20 protein-coding genes are annotated in these 18791 nt (G+C 62.3%); 10 read left to right on the plus strand and 10 right to left on the minus strand.

The annotated features are described in order from the left end of the window. The first annotated feature begins 175 nt into the window (after positions 1–175). The 3 genes from carB to FJ988_RS26050 all read left to right on the plus strand — a co-directional run bounded on the left by carB (position 176) and on the right by FJ988_RS26050 (position 5689). A complete protein-coding gene (gene carB / locus FJ988_RS26040; protein ID WP_140821379.1) occupies positions 176–3667 on the plus strand; it encodes a carbamoyl-phosphate synthase large subunit in 3492 nt (1163 codons plus the stop codon). 184 nt (positions 3668–3851) lie between these two features. Next, complete coding sequence (locus FJ988_RS26045; RefSeq protein ID WP_140821380.1) at positions 3852–5210, plus strand: DUF3696 domain-containing protein; 1359 nt, start codon at positions 3852–3854, stop codon at positions 5208–5210. Then, a complete protein-coding gene (locus tag FJ988_RS26050) occupies positions 5207–5689 on the plus strand; it encodes a hypothetical protein (RefSeq protein ID WP_140824960.1) in 483 nt (160 codons plus the stop codon). The genes FJ988_RS26045 and FJ988_RS26050 overlap by 4 nt, the downstream gene beginning before the upstream one ends. 45 nt (positions 5690–5734) lie before the next feature. Here the strand turns inward: FJ988_RS26050 and FJ988_RS26055 are convergent, their stop codons facing one another. Together FJ988_RS26055 and FJ988_RS26060 are read right to left on the minus strand one after the other, a co-directional pair. After that, complete coding sequence (locus FJ988_RS26055; protein WP_140821382.1) at positions 5735–6127, minus strand: Rid family hydrolase; 393 nt, start codon at positions 6125–6127, stop codon at positions 5735–5737. A 335-nt stretch (positions 6128–6462) separates the two neighbouring features. Further along, a complete protein-coding gene (locus FJ988_RS26060) occupies positions 6463–6927 on the minus strand; it encodes a cupin domain-containing protein (RefSeq protein WP_140821383.1) in 465 nt (154 codons plus the stop codon). 368 nt (positions 6928–7295) lie between these two features. Between FJ988_RS26060 and FJ988_RS26065 the strand changes: the two genes are divergently transcribed. Next, positions 7296–7628 carry a hypothetical protein gene (locus FJ988_RS26065; protein ID WP_140821384.1) on the plus strand — a complete coding sequence of 111 codons (333 nt, stop codon included), beginning with the start codon at positions 7296–7298 and terminating at the stop codon, positions 7626–7628. A gap of 33 nt (positions 7629–7661) precedes the next feature. Here the strand turns inward: FJ988_RS26065 and FJ988_RS26070 are convergent, their stop codons facing one another. The 3 genes from FJ988_RS26070 to FJ988_RS26080 all read right to left on the minus strand — a co-directional run bounded on the left by FJ988_RS26070 (position 7662) and on the right by FJ988_RS26080 (position 9961). Further along, positions 7662–8189 (minus strand): phage tail protein, encoded by a 528-nt coding sequence (locus tag FJ988_RS26070; protein ID WP_140821385.1) that lies wholly within the window; start codon positions 8187–8189, stop codon positions 7662–7664. Between the two features lie 231 nt (positions 8190–8420). Beyond that, on the minus strand, positions 8421–8918 hold the full coding sequence (locus tag FJ988_RS26075) for an N-acetyltransferase (RefSeq protein WP_140821387.1): 498 nt from the start codon (positions 8916–8918) through the stop codon (positions 8421–8423). A 35-nt stretch (positions 8919–8953) separates the two neighbouring features. Continuing rightward, positions 8954–9961, minus strand: coding sequence for a lytic transglycosylase domain-containing protein (locus FJ988_RS26080; RefSeq protein ID WP_140821389.1), 1008 nt, complete (start codon positions 9959–9961; stop codon positions 8954–8956). Between the two features lie 166 nt (positions 9962–10127). Between FJ988_RS26080 and FJ988_RS26085 the strand changes: the two genes are divergently transcribed. After that, positions 10128–10697 (plus strand): methylated-DNA--[protein]-cysteine S-methyltransferase, encoded by a 570-nt coding sequence (locus FJ988_RS26085; protein WP_140821391.1) that lies wholly within the window; start codon positions 10128–10130, stop codon positions 10695–10697. A 178-nt stretch (positions 10698–10875) separates the two neighbouring features. On the opposite strand, the gene FJ988_RS26090 is transcribed toward FJ988_RS26085, so the two are convergent. Further along, positions 10876–11202 (minus strand): hypothetical protein, encoded by a 327-nt coding sequence (locus FJ988_RS26090; RefSeq protein WP_140821393.1) that lies wholly within the window; start codon positions 11200–11202, stop codon positions 10876–10878. Between the two features lie 277 nt (positions 11203–11479). Here FJ988_RS26090 and FJ988_RS26095 point away from each other — a divergent pair, with 277 nt between their 5' ends. The 3 genes from FJ988_RS26095 to FJ988_RS26105 all read left to right on the plus strand — a co-directional run bounded on the left by FJ988_RS26095 (position 11480) and on the right by FJ988_RS26105 (position 12418). Then, positions 11480–11692: a cold-shock protein gene (locus FJ988_RS26095; RefSeq protein ID WP_140821395.1), complete on the plus strand. Its 213-nt coding sequence runs from the start codon at positions 11480–11482 to the stop codon at positions 11690–11692. Between the two features lie 274 nt (positions 11693–11966). Beyond that, entirely contained in the window at positions 11967–12167 is a 201-nt protein-coding gene (locus tag FJ988_RS26100; RefSeq protein ID WP_140821397.1) for a hypothetical protein, read from the plus strand. Beyond that, positions 12164–12418 (plus strand): hypothetical protein, encoded by a 255-nt coding sequence (locus FJ988_RS26105; protein ID WP_140821399.1) that lies wholly within the window; start codon positions 12164–12166, stop codon positions 12416–12418. The genes FJ988_RS26100 and FJ988_RS26105 overlap by 4 nt, the downstream gene beginning before the upstream one ends. A 31-nt stretch (positions 12419–12449) precedes the next feature. On the opposite strand, the gene FJ988_RS26110 is transcribed toward FJ988_RS26105, so the two are convergent. From FJ988_RS26110 to FJ988_RS26120, 3 genes are all read right to left on the minus strand, one after another. Next, positions 12450–13058, minus strand: coding sequence for a glutathione S-transferase family protein (locus FJ988_RS26110; RefSeq protein ID WP_140821401.1), 609 nt, complete (start codon positions 13056–13058; stop codon positions 12450–12452). 121 nt (positions 13059–13179) lie between these two features. Further along, positions 13180–14040, minus strand: coding sequence for an EAL domain-containing protein (locus FJ988_RS26115; protein WP_140821403.1), 861 nt, complete (start codon positions 14038–14040; stop codon positions 13180–13182). Continuing rightward, a complete protein-coding gene (locus FJ988_RS26120) occupies positions 14037–14933 on the minus strand; it encodes an EAL domain-containing protein (RefSeq protein WP_140821405.1) in 897 nt (298 codons plus the stop codon). Before FJ988_RS26120 ends, FJ988_RS26115 begins: the two co-directional genes overlap by 4 nt. A 243-nt stretch (positions 14934–15176) precedes the next feature. On the opposite strand from FJ988_RS26120, the gene FJ988_RS26125 reads away from it, so the two are divergent. Then, positions 15177–16379 (plus strand): pyridoxal phosphate-dependent aminotransferase, encoded by a 1203-nt coding sequence (locus tag FJ988_RS26125; protein ID WP_140821407.1) that lies wholly within the window; start codon positions 15177–15179, stop codon positions 16377–16379. A gap of 63 nt (positions 16380–16442) precedes the next feature. Here the strand turns inward: FJ988_RS26125 and FJ988_RS26130 are convergent, their stop codons facing one another. Next, a complete protein-coding gene (locus tag FJ988_RS26130) occupies positions 16443–16838 on the minus strand; it encodes a cupin domain-containing protein (RefSeq protein ID WP_140821409.1) in 396 nt (131 codons plus the stop codon). Between the two features lie 286 nt (positions 16839–17124). Here FJ988_RS26130 and FJ988_RS26135 point away from each other — a divergent pair, with 286 nt between their 5' ends. Then, positions 17125–18654, plus strand: coding sequence for a bifunctional diguanylate cyclase/phosphodiesterase (locus tag FJ988_RS26135; protein WP_140821411.1), 1530 nt, complete (start codon positions 17125–17127; stop codon positions 18652–18654). The last annotated feature ends 137 nt before the right edge of the window (positions 18655–18791 follow it).

Consider the following 18791-nt stretch of genomic DNA (forward strand, 5'->3'; position numbering starts at 1 on the left):
CCCTACTCCCCTACTCCCCTACTCCCCTACTCCCTCATTTTCGGGGTTACATCCCGCAAAACTCTTCCCTATAAGGCCCTCCTAGCCTGATACCAGAATCGCGAGCACAACCGGCCGGGTCCTCCCCCGTCCCGGTTTTTCGTGCAAGCCGCTTTGCCGAACGGATTTTTCGAATATGCCAAGACGCACCGACATCAAGTCGATCCTGATCATCGGGGCCGGCCCTATCGTCATCGGCCAGGCTTGCGAGTTCGACTATTCCGGCACCCAGGCCTGCAAGGCGCTGAAGGAAGAGGGTTTCCGCGTCATCCTGGTCAACTCCAACCCGGCCACCATCATGACCGACCCGGAGCTGGCCGACGCCACCTATATCGAGCCGATCACGCCGGAAGTGGTGGCCAAGATCATCGCCAAGGAGCGCCCCGATGCGCTGCTGCCCACCATGGGCGGCCAGACGGCGCTCAACACGGCTCTCTCGTTGCGCCGCATGGGCGTGCTTGAGCGTTACAATGTCGAGATGATCGGCGCCGACGCGCATGCCATCGACAAGGCCGAGGACCGCGCGCTGTTTCGCCAGGCGATGAGCAAGATCGGCCTGGAGACGCCGCGCTCGATGCTGGCCAACGCCACCGATGTCAAGAACGCCGACCGCAAGACGCATGAGGCCGAGCGCGCCGCGCTGAAGGCAGAGAACCCGGAAAACCTCGATGCCGCGCTCGACGCGCTGGAAACCCGCTGGAACCTCGGCGAAGGCGACCGCAAGCAGCGCTATATCAGCCACGGCATGGCGATCGCCGCCCAGGCGCTCGACCATGTCGGTCTGCCGGCAATCATCCGCCCCTCCTTCACCATGGGCGGCACCGGCGGCGGCATCGCCTATAACCGCGCCGAATTCTACGACATCGTCCAGTCCGGCCTCGACGCCTCGCCGACCACCGAGGTGCTGATCGAGGAAAGCGTGCTCGGCTGGAAGGAGTATGAGATGGAGGTCGTCCGCGACAAGGCGGACAACTGCATCATCGTCTGCTCGATCGAGAACCTCGATCCGATGGGCGTTCACACGGGCGACAGCATCACCGTCGCGCCGGCGCTGACGCTGACCGACAAAGAGTATCAGATGATGCGCAACGCCTCGATCGCGGTGCTGCGCGAGATCGGCGTTGAGACCGGCGGCTCCAACGTTCAGTTCGCCGTCAACCCGGCTGATGGCCGCCTCGTCGTCATCGAGATGAACCCGCGCGTCTCGCGCTCCTCGGCGCTGGCTTCGAAGGCCACCGGGTTCCCGATCGCCAAGGTCGCGGCCAAGCTCGCCGTCGGCTACACGCTGGACGAGCTCGAGAACGACATCACCGGCGGCGCGACGCCGGCCTCCTTCGAGCCGACCATCGATTACGTCGTGACGAAGATCCCGCGTTTTGCCTTCGAGAAATTCCCCGGCGCCGAGCCGGTGCTGACCACCGCGATGAAGTCGGTCGGCGAAGTCATGGCGATCGGCCGCACGTTCCAGGAATCGCTGCAGAAGGCTTTGCGTGGACTGGAAACCGGCCTGACGGGATTGGACGAGATCGAGATCCCAGGCCTCGGTTCCGCGAACCACGCCGACGACCGCAACGCGATCCGCGCCGCCCTCGGCACGCCGACGCCGGACCGGCTGCGCATGGTGGCGCAGGCGATCCGCATGGGCACGTCGCTGGAAGACGTGCACGCCATGTGCAAGATCGACCCGTGGTTCCTCGAGCAGATCGCCGGGATCATCGCCATGGAAGCGCGCATCCGCGAGCACGGCCTGCCGCAGGATGCCGAAAACCTGCGCATGCTGAAGGCGATGGGTTTCTCCGACGCCCGGCTTGCGTCCTTGACGAAGACCGACGCGGAAGTGATTCAGAAGACTCGCGAAAAGCTCGACGTTCATCCGGTTTATAAGCGCATCGACACTTGCGCCGCCGAATTCGCCTCGCCCACCGCCTACATGTACTCGACCTATGAAGTGCCCTTCGTCGGCCAGCTCGCCAACGAGGCGCGGGTGTCAGCGCGCAAGAAGGTCGTCATCCTCGGCGGCGGCCCGAACCGCATCGGCCAGGGCATCGAGTTCGACTATTGCTGCTGCCACGCCGCCTTCGCGCTGCGCGACGCCGGCTATGAAGCGATCATGATCAACTGCAACCCGGAAACGGTCTCGACCGACTACGACACCTCCGACCGGCTCTATTTCGACCCGCTGACGGCCGAGGACGTGCTGGAGATCCTGCGCGCCGAGCAGGCCTCGGGCGAGCTCGTCGGCGTCATCGTCCAGTTCGGCGGCCAGACGCCGCTCAAGCTGGCGGACGCGCTGGAAAAGGCCGGCATCCCGATCCTCGGCACCTCGCCCGACATGATCGATCTCGCGGAGGACCGCGACCGCTTCCAGAAGCTGTTGCACAAGCTCAACCTGAGCCAGCCGAAGAACGGCATCGCCTATTCCGTCGAGCAGGCCCGCCTCGTCGCCGGCGAACTCGGCTTCCCGCTGGTGGTGCGCCCCTCCTACGTGCTCGGCGGCCGCGCCATGCAGATCATCCATGACGAGGGCATGCTGCAGACCTACCTCCTCGACACCGTGCCCGGCCTGGTGCCGGAAGACATCAAGCAGAAATACCCCAACGACAAGACCGGCCAGATCAACACGCTGCTGGGAAAAAACCCGCTTCTGTTCGACACCTATCTGTCAGGGGCCATCGAGGTCGATGTCGATTGCCTGTGCGACGGCAAGGAGACCTTCGTCTCCGGCATTCTGGAGCACATCGAGGAGGCCGGTATCCATTCGGGCGACTCGGCCTGCTCGCTGCCGGTGCATTCGCTGCCGTCGGACCTGGTGGACGAGCTGGAACGCCAGACTGCGGCCTTGGCCCGCGCGCTCAACGTCGGCGGCCTGATGAACGTGCAATACGCCATCAAGGACGGCACGGTCTATGTGCTGGAAGTGAACCCCCGCGCCTCGCGCACCGTGCCCTTCGTCGCCAAGACCATCGGGCGTCCGATCGCCAAGATCGCGGCCCGCATCATGGCCGGCGAGACGCTTGAAAACGCCTTCGCGCACTACGGCCCAATGCCCGATCCGCGCAATCCCGGCCACATCGCGGTCAAGGAAGCCGTCTTCCCCTTCGCCCGCTTCCCCGGCGTCGACATATTGCTCGGACCGGAGATGCGCTCGACCGGCGAGGTCATGGGCCTCGACCGCGATTTTGCTTTGGCCTTCGCCAAGAGCCAGTTAGGGGCCAATGTCGACCTGCCGCGCTCCGGCACGCTGTTCGTCTCGGTCCGCGACGAGGACAAGAAGGGCATCCTGCCGGCGGTCAAACGCCTCGCCGGCCAAGGCTTCAAGGTGCTCGCCACCTCCGGCACCGCCCGCTTCCTCGCCGAGAACGGCGTCGACGCTCAGAAGATCAACAAGGTGCTGGAAGGCCGCCCCCACATCGAAGACGCCATCCGCAACCGCCAGGTCCAGATCGTCTTCAACACCACCGACGGCCAGAAGGCGGTGTCGGACTCGAAGTCGCTGCGCCGGGCAACGCTGATGCAGAAGGTGCCGTATTACACCACGCTGTCTGGGGCGGCTGCGGTGGCCGAGGCGATCGCGGCGTTAAGGGCGGGGAACCTCGAGGTGCGGCCGCTGCAGGAGTATTTCGCGTGATTTCCGGTCGCCTAACGGGAACGGAGATTCAAGGGACGCCTGTCAGGTTGACAATTTCCCTATTTTACTTCTCCTTCATGTAAGGCTCCAGGAACGAATCCGCAGGTAAGCAAGACTATTGGAAAGGCCAAAGCACGATATAAGAAGGCATTCGGCTGCAATTTTGCGATGACGGACCACAAAGATGCTTGAATCTATTGTTTTTGAAAACTTCAAGACATGGCCAAAAGCAGACCTTAAATTCGGAAGAATTACGGGATTATTCGGTACCAATTCGTCTGGAAAATCCAGCATATTACAATTTCTTTTAACATTAAAACAAACAAAAGAAGCCACAGACAGAACAATATCACTTGAACTTAATGGTACATATGTCAGCCTCGGCGGATATTACGACGCAGTATACTCTCATGACGAAGCGCTCGATATAAAGTGGAACGTCTCTTTTTCGACTCCCGAACCAATTTCATTGGTTGATCCTTCGGCAAAGCGCACACAAATCTTCGTCAAATCCGACCAAATCAAAATCCGAGGCGAGGTTGGGGTTGGTACGGCGGGGCTAGTTGGGCGTCGCCTGACCTATCAGGTTGGCGATAGCCAAACTTTTTCGCTCTCATCCAAGCGGTCTGATTCAACAGCATTTGAGCTCAAGGCATCTGGCAGCAGTTTCCGCTTCATACGCACTCCAGGCCGAGCATGGCAAATTCCCGGCCCGGTGAAAGGATATGCATTTCCCGACCAAGCGAGAACATACTTTCAAAACGCCTCGTTTTTGTCGGACCTAGAGGCGGTCTACGAAAGGCAAATTGACGGCATTTACTATCTCGGCCCGCTTCGTGAATACCCAAAGCGCGAGTATGTTTGGTCAAGATCCAGACCAAGAGATGTTGGCATTAGAGGTGAAAAAACAATAGAGGCAATACTTGCCGCGACGATCAGTAACGAGACCAGAAATCTTAAAACCAAGGCTCGCCTGAAAACGTTTCAGGAGATGGTTGCCTACTGGTTATCAGAACTTGGATTAATAAAGAGTTTCGACGTTATTGAATTGGCCAAGGGATCAAACTATTGGCAGGCCAGAGTTCAAGTCAGGGAAGGCGGACCGACCGCGTTATTAACCGATGTTGGGTTCGGTGTTTCGCAAGTTCTCCCAATTATAACACTTCTCTATTTTGTCCCCGAGGGGTCTACGGTAATACTTGAGCAGCCAGAAATTCACCTTCATCCTTTAGCTCAGGCAAATTTGGCAGATTTGATAATAAACGTTGCCACTCACAGGAATATTCAAGTCATATTTGAAAGCCACTCCGAGCATCTAATTTTAAGATTACAAAGACGGATAGCGGAAGGAGAAGTAAGCAATAAGGACATATCTCTTTATTTCTGTGAAGCACCAGAAGGAGAATCTATACTTCATCCTCTAAAGGTCGACCTTTATGGACAAATCGAAAATTGGCCTGAAAATTTTATGGGTGACGCGTTCGGAGAGACGGTTGCCGCCGAAAAAGCACGACTGAAGCGAATGCGGACAGAGTCCAAATGAGATATGTCGTAGATACTAATGTTCCGATCGTGGCCAATGGAAGAGATACGAATGCGACGGCTGAGTGCAGATTGAACTCCATAGACTTCTTGGAGAACATGATAATCAAGGGCCGTTTGATATTGGACGTAGGAGGAGAAATTGAACAGGAATACACAAGACACTTGAATATGGGGCAGCCAGGGGTGGGCAATAGATTTATACAAGCGTTCCTGACGGCGGCGGCGAAGCGAATTGAAAGGCTGGAGATAACCAAAGAAAAAGACGGAAGTTATAGAGATTTCCCGTCTGTAGGTTCGCTTAAAAAGTTCGATCTTAGCGATCGAAAGTTCGCAGCTCTCAGCATAGTGAGTGGCGCTCCGGTGGCGAACGCCGTTGATTCTGATTGGCTTGAACATAGGCAGGCATTAGAGGATTCCGGTGTAAAGATTCATTTTGTCTGCGGCGCCGACAAAGGGCGTTGGTTTGCCCGTACATAGCCTTCAGGCTCACGCGCTGATCTGCGTGTGGCCCCGAGTTCATCCTCACGCCACCGCCACACACTCGATCTCGATATCGAACTCCATCGGCCATGACGCCACCGGCACGAAACTGCGCGCTGGCGGGTTCACGGCAAAATACCTGGCATAAACCCGGTTGATGGCGTTGTAGAAGCCGGAATTGACGGCGTAGATGCGCACCATCACCACCTTGTCGAGCGAGGTGCCGGCCGCTTCCAGGCAGTGTTTCAGCGCCTTCAGCGACGCCTCGGTCTGGACCTCAATGTCGCCGCGCACCATCTCGCCGGTCACCATGTCGACCGGCGGCGTCGCCGAGATGAACACGAAGCCGTTGGCCCGCACCGCCGTCGAGCACGGCAGGCCGAGCGCGCGCACCTTCGCCGACATCACGGGCACTTCGATGACTTCCTTGTCCATGGTGGTCCTTCCTTGGTTGGCGGGGGAGCTTATCGCGGCGGCGGGGGAACGCCAGCCTTCCCCTTCTCCCCTTGTGGGGTGAGAGGCGGTCCGCGTTAGCGGACGAAAAGCCAATTGCTTGGCTTTTCGAGCTTCGAACGCCCTGAGCCTGCGAAGGGCCGGGTGGTGGATCGGCGCGTCAGCGCCGAGACGGATGAGGGGTGTTCCAGCTTGACGCTACGCTTATTCAGCCGCGGTCGTTTGGTTGATTGCCAACGCCTCACTCCGCTGGAACACCCCTCATCCGACCGCTGCGCGGCCACCTTCTCCCACAAGAGGAGAAGGGGGAGCCTGGCTCACCCCTGCCCCTCATACGGCGTCCCGTCCTTGTGCAGAAACCGCCCGTCCGAGCTTGGGCTCATCATGTCGATGTCGGAGCAAGTGATGACATCCTCCGGGTTGCGCGAGCCGACTTCCAGGTAGCGCGCCGTGACCGACGAGCGGTTGATCATGTGGTGGCCGTTGCCGCTGTTTTTGGCGAAGGTGGCGCAGTCGCCCGCCCTGAGCAGCGTCTCGCCGCCGTCCTCGACCAGCGTCAGCTCGCCCTCCAGCACATAGACGAGCTCGTCCTCATGGCTGTGCCAGTGCCGCTGGCTCGACCAGCCGCCGGGCGGCAGCGTCATCAGGTTGACGCCGAAATCCTTCAGCCCGCCGGCATCGCCGAGGCGTTGCCGGGTGCGCTCGGCGCAAGGCTGGTCGAAGGGTGCGGGGTAGCCGGAGCCTTTGCGGATAGGGACGGCGGAGAGGTCGATCTTGGGCATGGAAGCCTCGCGGGTTGATGCGGGGAGTTTAACGCGAGGCGCCCGAAGCCGAAGGGCCAGGTCGGGATTTGATGTTTGCCAAGGCTCAGGGTGGAAAGCGCATAACGTCGCGATCCTTCGCGCCCCCTCTGTCCTGCCGGACATCTCCCCCACTTGGGGGGAGATCAGCAGCTTAGGCGCCCCGCTCATCCTGCAACGTCGAAGGTTGGCGAAAGCCGGCGCGACGGCCAATCTCCCCCCTTGTGGGGGAGATGTCCGGCAGGACAGAGGGGGGCGCCGTAGAGTGCAACATCAACCGACTGCACCCCCACTGGAAGCCCTCCCACTTCGCCCGCCCATACGCTAGAACCCCGGCGATGGATGAACACATGCCCGAAGAAATCGACCTGCGCTGCCCGCAGATCGTTGCCGACAACGCAGCCAAGGGTCTCAGGCTGCGCGAGGAATTCGGCCGCGGCGGCACCGAGATCGGCGTCGCGCGGGCAACCGAGTTGAAGAGCCGCAGGAGCCTGCCGCCGTCGACCATCCGGCGCATGGTCAGCTATTTCGCCCGCCACGAGGTCGACAAAAAGGGCAGGAACTACGGCAACGAAAACAATCCCTCGGCCGGCTACATCGCCTGGCTGTTGTGGGGCGGCGACGAGGGCCGCGCCTGGGCGCTGGAGATGAAGCAGAAGGTCGGCAACGCACCGGATATCTGAGCGACTTTCTGCCCAGCGATTCCGCCTGCGAAATCAGGCCGGCGGATCGGTGAAGCTTGACTCGTGCGGCTCGGGCACATCGGCATCGCGCTCCCAGCCCTCATTCTCCAGCTTCATGGTCTGGATCGCCACGGCGCTGGCGTTGGCGTCGAGGTCGGGCAGCATCTCAACTTCCGACGGCCAGCAGCGGAAGATCCTGTAGACGATCGCCACCTGGCCGGCCTCGTTGAGGAATTCGAGGATGATGTCCTTGCGGAAATCCTTGAGCGACACTTCCGAGCCGAGCCCGTTCTGCAGGTCCCACACCTTGTTCGCCCAGCGCTCGAATTCGAGGTCATGCGTCACGCCGCGTTCGATGGTGATCGGCTCGAAGCGGGTGATGCCGGGCGATTTGCGCGTGTTGCCGGCGGCACCCCCATCGCGGTGCTCGACCACCTCGGTGGTGCGCTTCAGTCCGCTGATCCTGGAAATGCCGGCGACATATTTGCCGTCCCATTTCAGCCGGAAGCGATAGGTCTTGTAGGGATCGAAACGCGTCGGGTTGACGGTGAACGGAGCCACGGCGACACCTCCTCGCGCGCTTCAAAACAAAGCGGGCGGGCTCCGAAACCCGCCGCCCCGGAGCCCACCTAGGAGTGGCTGACGCATGCCGGCACAGCCTCCTCCGACGCCTTGCCCGCGTCGATCCGCCGATCGGCCGCCCGGCACGAACAGCAATTAGCATCCCCTAACGTCAGCCTATGTGAAGCGGTTCACAAACTTGCCGCCACGCCGACGGAAGTTTGCAGAATGTTAACCTTCCCAGGCGACCGGGATCATGCCCAGCCGCTCGTACAGCCGGAAGGCAGCGCTGTTCTCGACCATATTGGTCTTGAGATCGACATGCACGGCGCCACGGTCGCGGAAGGCGAGGAACACATGCCGCATCAGCGCCTCGCCGATGCCGCGTCGCCTTGAGTCCGGGTGAACGGCGAGGTCCTTGACGAAGCCGGATGTCCAGCAGAGCGCGGCCCCCGCCAGCAGGCCCTTGCCGTCGATGACCAGGAAACAGAGATCGGGATCGAACTCCGCATCGCCGGAAATACGCGGCCACCAGGCATCGAATGGTCCGTCGGCACCGTCGTCGAACGCCTCTGCGAGCAGCGCATGCAGGGCTTGCGCGTCCCTGTGCTCGAAGCAGCGCATGGCGAAGCCTTGCGGCCAATGCGGCGCGCTCAGCGCGTCGTCGAGGATCTTGCGCAGCCGGATATCGTCGGGCGCCGGCGGACGGTGCGTGTTGTTCTCATGCATGGCGCTGTCCCGCAACGCAGCGCATGACGGGCCGCTCAGGCGTCGGGCGGCAGGCGGTGGCGCTTACGGTCGACGCCGAGGCCGGTCGCCTCGAGCAGGCCCTTGCGCTTGGCGTCGAAATAATAGCCGGTCTGGTAGAGCCAGTCGGCCTTCTTGGCGTTGCCCTCGGCCACAAGCCATGCGCCGCGCAGGTATTTGACCGCGTATTTGAGGTTGGTCTCTGCATCGAACAGGCCCTTGGCCGGACCGTCATAGCCCATGCCTCGCGCGGTCGCATGCTTGATCTGCATCAGCCCCCAATGGCCGTTGTTGTAGGCCTTGGGATTGTAGGTGCTTTCGCGGTTGACGACATGGCGCACCAGATCCACAGGCACCTGGTAGAGGGCAGCGTATTTGACGATCAGGCGGTCGACGTCGCCGCGCACGCCGGTCGCGTGCTGCTCCGGCTGGCCGGGGTCGGCAAGCAGCGCCGGATTGTCCGGGGAAACATACGCGACCTGCTGAACGCCGGGCATCGGCGCGATCTTCGCCGTCTGGCCGGTGACCGGCATGGCGACACCGGCGGTCGTATAGACGGCCGCCTGCTTGATTGCGCCCGGACCGGTCGGCGACGCGCCGGCCATCAACACCGGCGGCGGCGGGAACCGGCCGGCGATAGGCGTCGAACCGGCAAAGGCCACGGGCTGCGCCGGCGGCGGCAAGGCAGCGCCCGGCTGGACTGGCGGCGGCAAAAGCGCGCTTTGCGTCGCCATCGCGCTTTGCGTCGCGGGGGTGCTTTGCGTCTTGGGCGCGCCAGGCGTCGTCGCCAGCGCCACGGCATCGCCGGCAAGCGCCGCAGTCTGCACCTGCGCGAGACCGGAAGGCTCCGGCAACACGGCCACGGTATCCGGCAGCGCGACGGTCGGCGTATCGTCGGCGACAACAGGCGTCGACGCCGCCGCAAGCGCGGGCGCGGCCTTCGTCTGCGAGGTCGTATTACAGCCGCTAAGGCCGGCTGCTGCGACGAGCACGCCGACGGCGGTGAGGATGATCTTAACTGGCAAGCCGTGCGGGTCCGGTTTGTCGGGTTGTTAAGGAGTCCTTACACCAGCGATTTACCCCCGGCAATCGGGGCCTGTTGGCGGTTTTCGGGTGGCGGGAACAGGGCCGGGATGCCATATTGTTCCGTATATGTACTCGTTTTTTGCCGTTTTGCCGGAGGAATATGCCATGAAACCCGCATCCGAGATCACGGCCGGCCACGCAGTGTTAGAAACAGTGATCGGCTTCATGGGTATAGCCTGGAGCGAAAGGGGCCTAATCCGCCTCTGCCTGCCCGAGCGCAGCCGCGAGGCGATCGAGCGCCGTCTGTTGCGCCACCCGGGCGTCTCAACCTCTACCGACCAGCCGCAATGGGTGGTCGAGCTCATCGCCTCGATCAAGGCCTATGCCGCCGGCGAGGATGTCGATTTCTCCGACGTGCCGGTCGACCTCGACGGCATCGACGATTTCCGTCTCGCCATCTACGGCGCGGCGCGCAAGCTCGGCTTCGGCGAGACCACCACCTACGGCGAACTGGCGAAGCGAGCCGGCCATAGCGGCCTTGCCCGCGAGACCGGCGCCGCCCTCGGCGCCAACCCGGTGCCGCTGGTCATCCCGTGCCACCGCATCCTTGCCGCCGGCGGCAAGATCGGCGGCTTCTCGGCGCCCGGCGGCTCGAACACCAAGGAAAAGATGCTGGCCATGGAAGGCGTGCGCGTCGGCCCGCCGCCCGCCGCGCAGGCTTCGTTCGGGTTCTGAGGGGTGGCCCGCCCCAATAGAGGCGTAAAACGCTCCTGCGTGCGTTGAGATTCAGGTCAGGCCGAGTCGAGAGCGGTGATGTCCGAGAACCGGAGCGGAGCGTACTTGAAGTACGTGAGCACCGGAAGCGCAGGACACCGCCGCTCGCAGGCCGGCATCACCTGAATATCAGCGCACGCTAGTGGTGGCGCAGGAACCGGCGCCTGAAATGATCGAAATCCGGCCGCTTGCAGACATAGACGGCGCAGGATTTGGTGTCGGCGCTCGGCACATAGGCGCGTGACCTCACCTCGCCCGGGCTGCAGAAGCGGGCGTCGCTGACATAGCGGTTATAAAGCGGCAGTCCCGGCACGCGGCTCGACTGGTAGCGCAGGATGACGGCGCCTTGCCTGGCGATCGTCGCCTGCACCCGGTCGCAGCTCATGCGGGTCGGGTCGTAGCGCGAGACCGCCTGCGCCTCGGCGGTCGCCAGCAAGAAACAGGCGGCGAGCAGAATGGTTTTCATGCCTCTTCTCCCAAAACGGCGAGCACGTCATCCCTCCACAACGCATGCCCCGTGTCAAAACTTCCATTCGATGTTTGCGCGCAATTTCAAGGCACGCGAACGACGCTCAGCACCCATCTTGTTTTCTTGCGCAAACTATCTTATATCCGCCGCATTGAATTTGGCCGATCGATCGGGCCGCGATCTTCGCGTTTGCTGACGTCTATCTCCAAAATTTCGATGCCAACGGCCGGACATTGGTCCGGTCAAACGTAAGCAAATGTGGAAGGGCATTTACATGGCAACTGGTACGGTCAAGTGGTTCAACGCCACCAAGGGCTACGGCTTCATCCAGCCTGACAATGGCGGCGCGGACGTTTTCGTCCACATCTCCGCTGTCGAGCGCGCTGGCATGACCAGCCTCGTTGAAGGCCAGAAGATCAACTTCGAGATCGAGCAGGACCGCCGCACCGGCAAGTCCGCTGCTGGGTCTCTGAGCAAGGCAGCCTGATTTGGCGACAGCGCGCGCCGGACGAAGGTTCGGGGCGCGCGGCAAGTCACGGATGTACTGACGGTCGCGCGAGAAGCGCGCCGGAGCGGCAGGACCGACAAGCTGGAACAGCAGATAGCTGCCAGCCCGGACCGGAAGCTCCCGATCAGGCTACCGGCATAGGAAGGCGGGCATTGCCCGCCTTTTTTGTTGTCTGGATTCCAACGAACTGGTGTCTAGGTCTCATAGGCCCACCGGTTGGTACTTTTGGCCCAGTGTGTGCTACTATTGAACAATGACAAAGCTTGAGCAGATCGAAAAATCCGTCACCGAACTCAGCCCCGACGAGCTGAAAGCGTTTGCTGCGTGGTTTGAGACGCTGCAGGCCGATTTGTGGGACAAGCAGATCGAGGCCGACGCCAAGGCGGGCCGGCTGGACAAGCTGGCCGAGCAAGCCCTCGCCGACCATCGCGCAGGCCGGACCCGGCCCCTGTGAATCATTTTGCCGCTCCCTCTTTCTGGGAGGCCTACGGCAGATTACCCTCTTTAATTCGTGCGAAGGCGGACGCCAGCTTCGCCAAATTACGCGCCGACCCGTTTCATCCATCGCTGCATTTCAAGCAAGTTGGACGGTATTGGTCGGCACGGGTTGACCTCAACTATCGCGCCGTAGCGATCCGCGATCATGATGATCTGATCTGGTTCTGGGTCGGCACCCATTCCGAATATGATCGCCTGTTGAAGTAGCCGCAGTAGTCCACCCAGGAGGTTATCGAGCTTAGGGTCGCCAATCGATCGGCACATGCCCCTCATCCGCCTCGACCCGCTTCAGCCAGTCGACTACGGCCGGATAGGCGTCGAGCTGGAAGCCGCCCTTTTCGGCGCTGTGGGTGTAGGCGTAGAGCGCGATGTCGGCGACGCTGTAGGCATTGCCGGCGAAGAAGGCGTTCTGTTCCAGGTGCCTGTTCATCACGCCGAGGGCCTTGTTGCCGCGCTCCAGCGTCTGCGCCAACCGTTCGGGCGTCGCGTCCTTCGCCCGCTCCGGAAAGGTGAGCAGCGCCTTGCGCACCGCGATATAGGGCTCATGGCTGTATTGCTCGAAGAACAGCCACTGATAGGCCAGCGCCCGCTCATATCTGTCGGCCGGCAGGAAGCGCGTGCCTTCGGCGAGATAGAGCAGGATGGCGTTCGACTCGGCGATGCGCCGGCCGTCGTCGAGCTCGAGCAGCGGCACCATGGCGTTCGGATTCTTGGCGACGTAATCGGGCTTGCGCGTCGCGCCGCTATGCGAGCTTACCTCGATGCGGGTGAAGGCAATGCCGAGCTTGGCCATCAACAGCCGCGGCTTGTAGCAATTGCCGCTGTCGCTCATGTCGTAAAGGATCATGCCGTTTGCCCTCGCCAGAATCCAGATGCAGGAGGGGCTCTAACGCGGCTGAGCCGCGCCATCCAGTGATTTGTTCTTGGGCAAAACCATCAGCGTTGCTGATGTATTCCTCGGGTCCGCATCAGCGGCGCTGGTGCAGGGGCACGACCTTGTTGTCCATGCCCAGCAGCGCATCGATCGACAGCGGCTCCTGGTTGAAGATCGTGCCGGCTAGCGCCGGGCGGGCAAGATGGAAACCTTGCAGGAGATCGACGCCGCCGTCGAGCGCCACGCGCAGGTGATTGGCCTGCTCGATCCCTTCGACCAGCACCTTGGCGCCGCGGTCATGCAGCATCGACACCAGCGGCCGGAAGAACCGCTCGGCCGCGGCATGGCGGCAGAACTCGGCGAACCAGTTGCCGTCGATCTTCACGATATCCGGTTGAAGCAGGCTGATCCGTTCCTCGGTCGAATGTCCCGTGCCGAAATCGTCGATGGCGATGCGGATGCCGTCGCGCCGCATTTCGCGCACCAGGCTGGTCAGGACATGGTCGTCGGCCGCCTGTTCGGTGATCTCGCAGACCAGCAGCCTCGGTTGCAGGTCGAAATCGCCGAGATGCCGCCTCATCAGCCGGATTTCCGCCAGCGCCCGCCCGAGATGGTCATTGATCGTCGGATTGTAGTTGAAGAACAGGGTCAGCCCGTCGGCGTCGATGTTGCGGTAATTGGCCAGATGCAGCCTTCGGCACATCGTCTCGACAAACAGCCGGTCGGATTGCGGCACGCTGTCGAAGAAGACCGACGGCGCGACCGGCCGCGCGGCGCGGCGCGGCTCGATCAGGGCTTCGACGGCGACCGCTCTCAGCGCCCTTCCCTCGGGCGCGAAGATCGGCTGATAGGCGCTCCACAGCCGGAACTCGCCATAGATGCCGAACCGGATGCCGATCTCGTCGGCGAAGATCGCCTCGGCGACGTTGCGCCGCCGCTCCGCTCGGTCGCTCATAGCGCCGCCTTGCGCCCGAACACCCTGGCCGGGCGTGTCGGCGACGGCGTTGGGTTGGCGGCGGCTGAAGTCTTGCCGCCCTGGACCGGAGGTTGCTCCGTACCCTTGCTGAAGACGCGAAAGCTGGTCGGGGCCAGTTCCGGTCGGGCAAGCACATAGCCCTGCACCATCGAGGCGCCGGACTTCTCCGCGAGTTCCAGCTGCCAGCCTTCCTCGATGCCTTCGAAGACGGTGCGTATCCCCTGGTTCTCGAAGCTGTGCACCATCGCCGTCAGCAACGCGAAGCCTGGCCCGGACTCCATCAGATGCGTGATCCAGTGGGCGTCGAATTTGACGATGTCGGGCTTGAGCTCCTTGACCCGATTGATGTCGGATTCATCGGCCCCATAGTCGTCTACCGCGATGCGGAACCCGTTGGCCCTGAGCGCCTCGACGAAACCATAGAGCGTCTCCTGCGAAGCCGACTTCTGCTCGGTGACCTCGCAAACGATGCGGCGCGGATCGATGCCCGCTTCGTGGAGCACCAGCCGCATGTCGCGCAGCGCCTTGTCGGCAATGCCGCGGTTGGTGAAGACAGACGGGTCGAAATTGACGAAGATCGACGCATGCTCCGGCAGGCAGGCGCCCGCATTCAAGAGATGCAGCGTCCTGGTCAGGGCCTCGATATGCAGCCGGTCGGCAGCGGGACACGTGCCGAAGAAGGCTGCCGGCGGCTGCGCCTCGCCGTCGCGGAACGGCCGGATCAGACCCTCGAAAGCGGCGACCTCGAGCTTGCCCTCCTTGAAGGCGAAGATCGGCTGGAACGCGCTCTGCAGCGTATAGATGCCCCAGACACCGGTCGAGGTGCCGTCATCATGGCGAATGATGTGGGCAAGCCCGATGCTGCGCGACAAAGATCCCCCTCGCTCCGCGAACTGGCGGAATTCAATCCGGCATCCTGCCAGCGAAGGGTTTACCGGTCGTTGATGAGTTTATTAACCGCAGCTCACGCAGGCTTGACCTTTGTCACGCAGGCTTGACCCTTGTCACGCCTCATTGACCTCTGGCTCATCGCACAATGCTTGCGCTTGGCGAGACGATGCGACATGAGAGGCGCCGCGGCCGCTCCTGGCCGCCTTCCTAGGAGACATCAGGTCATGGCCTTTCTTGCCGACGCCCTTTCCCGCGTTAAGCCTTCCGCGACCATCGCGGTGACGCAGAAAGCGCGCGAGCTGAAAAATGCCGGCCGTGATATCATCGGTCTCGGCGCCGGCGAGCCGGATTTCGATACGCCCGACAACATCAAGAATGCGGCGATCGAGGCGATCCGCCGCGGCGAGACCAAATATCCGCCAGTGTCGGGTATCGTGCCGCTGCGCGAGGCGATCGCCAAGAAGTTCAAGCGCGAGAACAATCTCGACTACCGGCCTGAGCAGACCATCGTTGGCACCGGCGGCAAGCAGATCCTGTTCAACGCCTTCATGGCGACGCTGAACCCCGGCGACGAGGTCATCATCCCGCGCCCCTATTGGGTGAGCTATCCCGAAATGGTGGCGATCTGCGGCGGTACCTCGGTGTTTGCCGACACCTCCATCGACAACGGCTTCAAGCTGACGGCCGAAGTGCTGGAAAAGACGATCACACCGAAGACCAAGTGGCTCTTGATGAACTCGCCGTCGAACCCGTCGGGCGCCGCCTACACCGAGGCGGAACTGCACGCGCTGGCCGACGTGCTCTTGAAACACCCGCATGTCTGGACGCTGACCGACGACATGTACGAGCACCTGACCTATGGCGACTTCGTCTTCAAGACCATCGCCGAGGTCGAGCCGAGCCTCTATGAGCGAACGCTGACCATGAACGGCGTGTCGAAAGCCTACGCCATGACTGGCTGGCGTATCGGCTACGCGGCCGGTCCCGTCCATCTGATCAAGGCGATGGACATGATCCAGGGCCAGCAGACATCCGGCGCCTGCACCATCGCGCAATGGGCGTCCGTCGAGGCGCTGAACGGCCCGCAGGATTTCATCGCCAAGAACAAGGCGATCTTCCAGGGCAGGCGCGATCTCGTCGTCTCGATGCTCAACCAGGCGCGCGGCATCTCCTGCCCCTCGCCGGAAGGCGCTTTCTATGTCTATCCGTCCTGCGCTCAGCTGATCGGCAAGAAGACGAAGGCTGGCAAGGTGATCGACACCGACGAGGCCTTCTGCTCGGCGCTGCTCGAGGCCGAAGGCGTGGCGGTGGTGTTCGGCTCGGCCTTTGGGCTCGGCCCGAACTTCCGCATCTCCTACGCCACCTCGGACGCGCTGCTCGAAGAAGCCTGCACGCGCATCCAGCGTTTTACCGCATCGCTGACCTGACCGGGGGCGGAAGCTCCCAGATCGGAAAAACCCGGCACCGGCCGGGTTTTTTGTTGGGCGGCCTCAACCGCCATACTGCTCCGGTGTCACCGCTTCCAGCCAGTCGGCATGGACCCCGTCCAGCGCCTCCTGCATAGCGATATGCGTCATAGCGGTTTTCGCCCCGGCGCCGTGCCAGTGCTTTTCCCCCGGCGCGAAGGCGACGACGTCCCCCGCCCTGATCTGTTCGATCGGCCCGCCCCAGGTCTGGGCAAGCCCGGCGCCGGAAGTGACATAGAGCGTCTGCCCAAGTGGGTGCGTGTGCCAATGCGTGCGCGCGCCGGGCTCGAAGCTGACCAGCGTCGCCCTGAGCCGCGCTGGCGCTTCCTTCTCGACGATCGGCGTCTGCAGCACCCGGCCGGTAAAATAGGTCTCCGGCGCGACGATCGTCGGCACGCTGCCGCACGCAATGATCTTCATCTTTCGGTCCTTCCTAGGTAGCGCTTCGCCGGCGGCGTTTTGCGATGCAGTTTCATCCCGATGAGCGGCTGACGCAACCGGCCTTTTTCAGCCGCTGGAGAACCGCGTTGAAGTCCGCGACGAGGGCTCGTTGGCCAGTCAAAAAACTGTCATAAATCGTTGCTTTTTAACCATAAAACTCTGCCGCCCGATCAAGCGCCGATTAATGCCGCGCGACGGCCCGGGAACTCAGTGTTTGTTAACGGCTGAAGCCCTAGCCATGGCCCCGTGCTGTGGGGGCGCGGACATGAGTATCTTGGCGACCATCAAGGATCATAGCGGCCGCATCTATCGCGGCATCCAGGCCTTGCTTATGCTGAGCATCGCCGCCACCGGGCTCGCCGCTTTCGGGCTGACTGAGAACACCTCGCGCGCCGGCGCGCTCGCCATGTCGGTGGCGTCCACCCTGATGGCACTGCTCGTCTTGATGTATATGCGCTCCAACATCGTTCAGCGCCTTCAATCGGCGGCGGACGCGGAAGCCGAGAAGCATCGCTTCCTGACCGTCGACGCCATGACCGGCGCCATGACGCGCCGCTATTTCATCGAGGCGCTGCGCGACCGTCTGGCCGGCCTGCGCAACCGCCGCGAGACCAGCCTGCTTCTGATCGACCTCGATCATTTCAAGCAGCTCAACGACACGTTCGGGCATCAATTCGGAGATCTCGCGTTGGCGCATCTGGTCAAGGAGGCGGAGCGAATCTTCGAAGAAAGTGTCATCGGCCGGCTCGGCGGCGACGAGTTCGGCGTCCTGGTTCCGTACGGCGACATCGCCCTCATCAACAAGGATTTACGCCGCCTGCTGGAGGCGATGCGAGCGGGCAAGCGCCACGAAGGCAAGATCGTCCCGTTGTCCATCTCGGTGGGCGTCGCGCTGGCGCCGCTGCATGCGTCGAACGCCACTGAGCTGATGCTCTTGGCCGACCTCGCGCTCTATGAAAGCAAGGCCGGCGGCCGCGGCCGCGTCACTATCTTCGACGAGGAGATGCTGTCGGACAAGCGCTACCGCCGGCTGGTCGAGCGCGAGTTGCGTGCCGCCATCTATCTTGGCGAGCTGGAGCTGCACTACCAGCCGATCGTCGATCCGAGCGGCACGGTGGACGCGCTGGAAGGATTGATCCGCTGGCGCCACCCGGTACGCAGCCTGATCTCGCCGGCCGAGTTCATCCCGATCGCCGAGCGCTCGACGCTGATCGATATGATCGGCGAATGGGTGTTCAAGCGCGCCTGCGCCGACATCGGCCATTTTCCCGGACGACGCATCTCGATCAACGTCTCCGGCGAGCAGTTGAAGCGCGACGAGATCGTGAACATGTGCGATCGCGTCCTGCGAGAGACCGGCCAGTCGGCATCGCAATTCATCATCGAGATCACAGAGACGGTGGCGATGGCCGCCACGCCCGAGGTTCTGCGACGCCTGGAGGCTCTGCGCGACCTTGGCTTCCACATCGCGCTCGACGATTTCGGCACCGGACATTGCGGCTTCAACTATCTGAAGTCGTTGCCCATCGACAGCGTCAAGATCGACCGCTCCTATATCAGCAGCCTGGCGCATGACCAGGTGGCACAGATTTTCGTTTCCGCGCTCGCCCAGATCGCGCGCATCCAGGACATCGTGATCGTCGCCGAGGGCGTCGAAACGGCGGAGGAATTCACCCTGGCCAGGACTGCCGGCTGCAGCCGCTTCCAGGGCTATTTCTTCGGCAAGCCGGCGCCGCGCGACAAGGCGAGCGCCTGGTGTGCGGCGGCGTCCGAGCCGCTTGCCCTTACAGCCTGACGAACAAAGCCGGCGAACATCCTATTTTTCTTGCCCTCCCGGCAAACCCGTGTGACGATGGCTTCGGGCAGGGGCGCATAAGCCTCGCTTGCGACGGCCGAACAGGCCGGCCGCCGCTCTGCTTAAGGGTGCGATCG

This window comes from Mesorhizobium sp. CU3, from assembly GCF_006442965.1.
Lineage (GTDB): Bacteria > Pseudomonadota > Alphaproteobacteria > Rhizobiales > Rhizobiaceae > Mesorhizobium.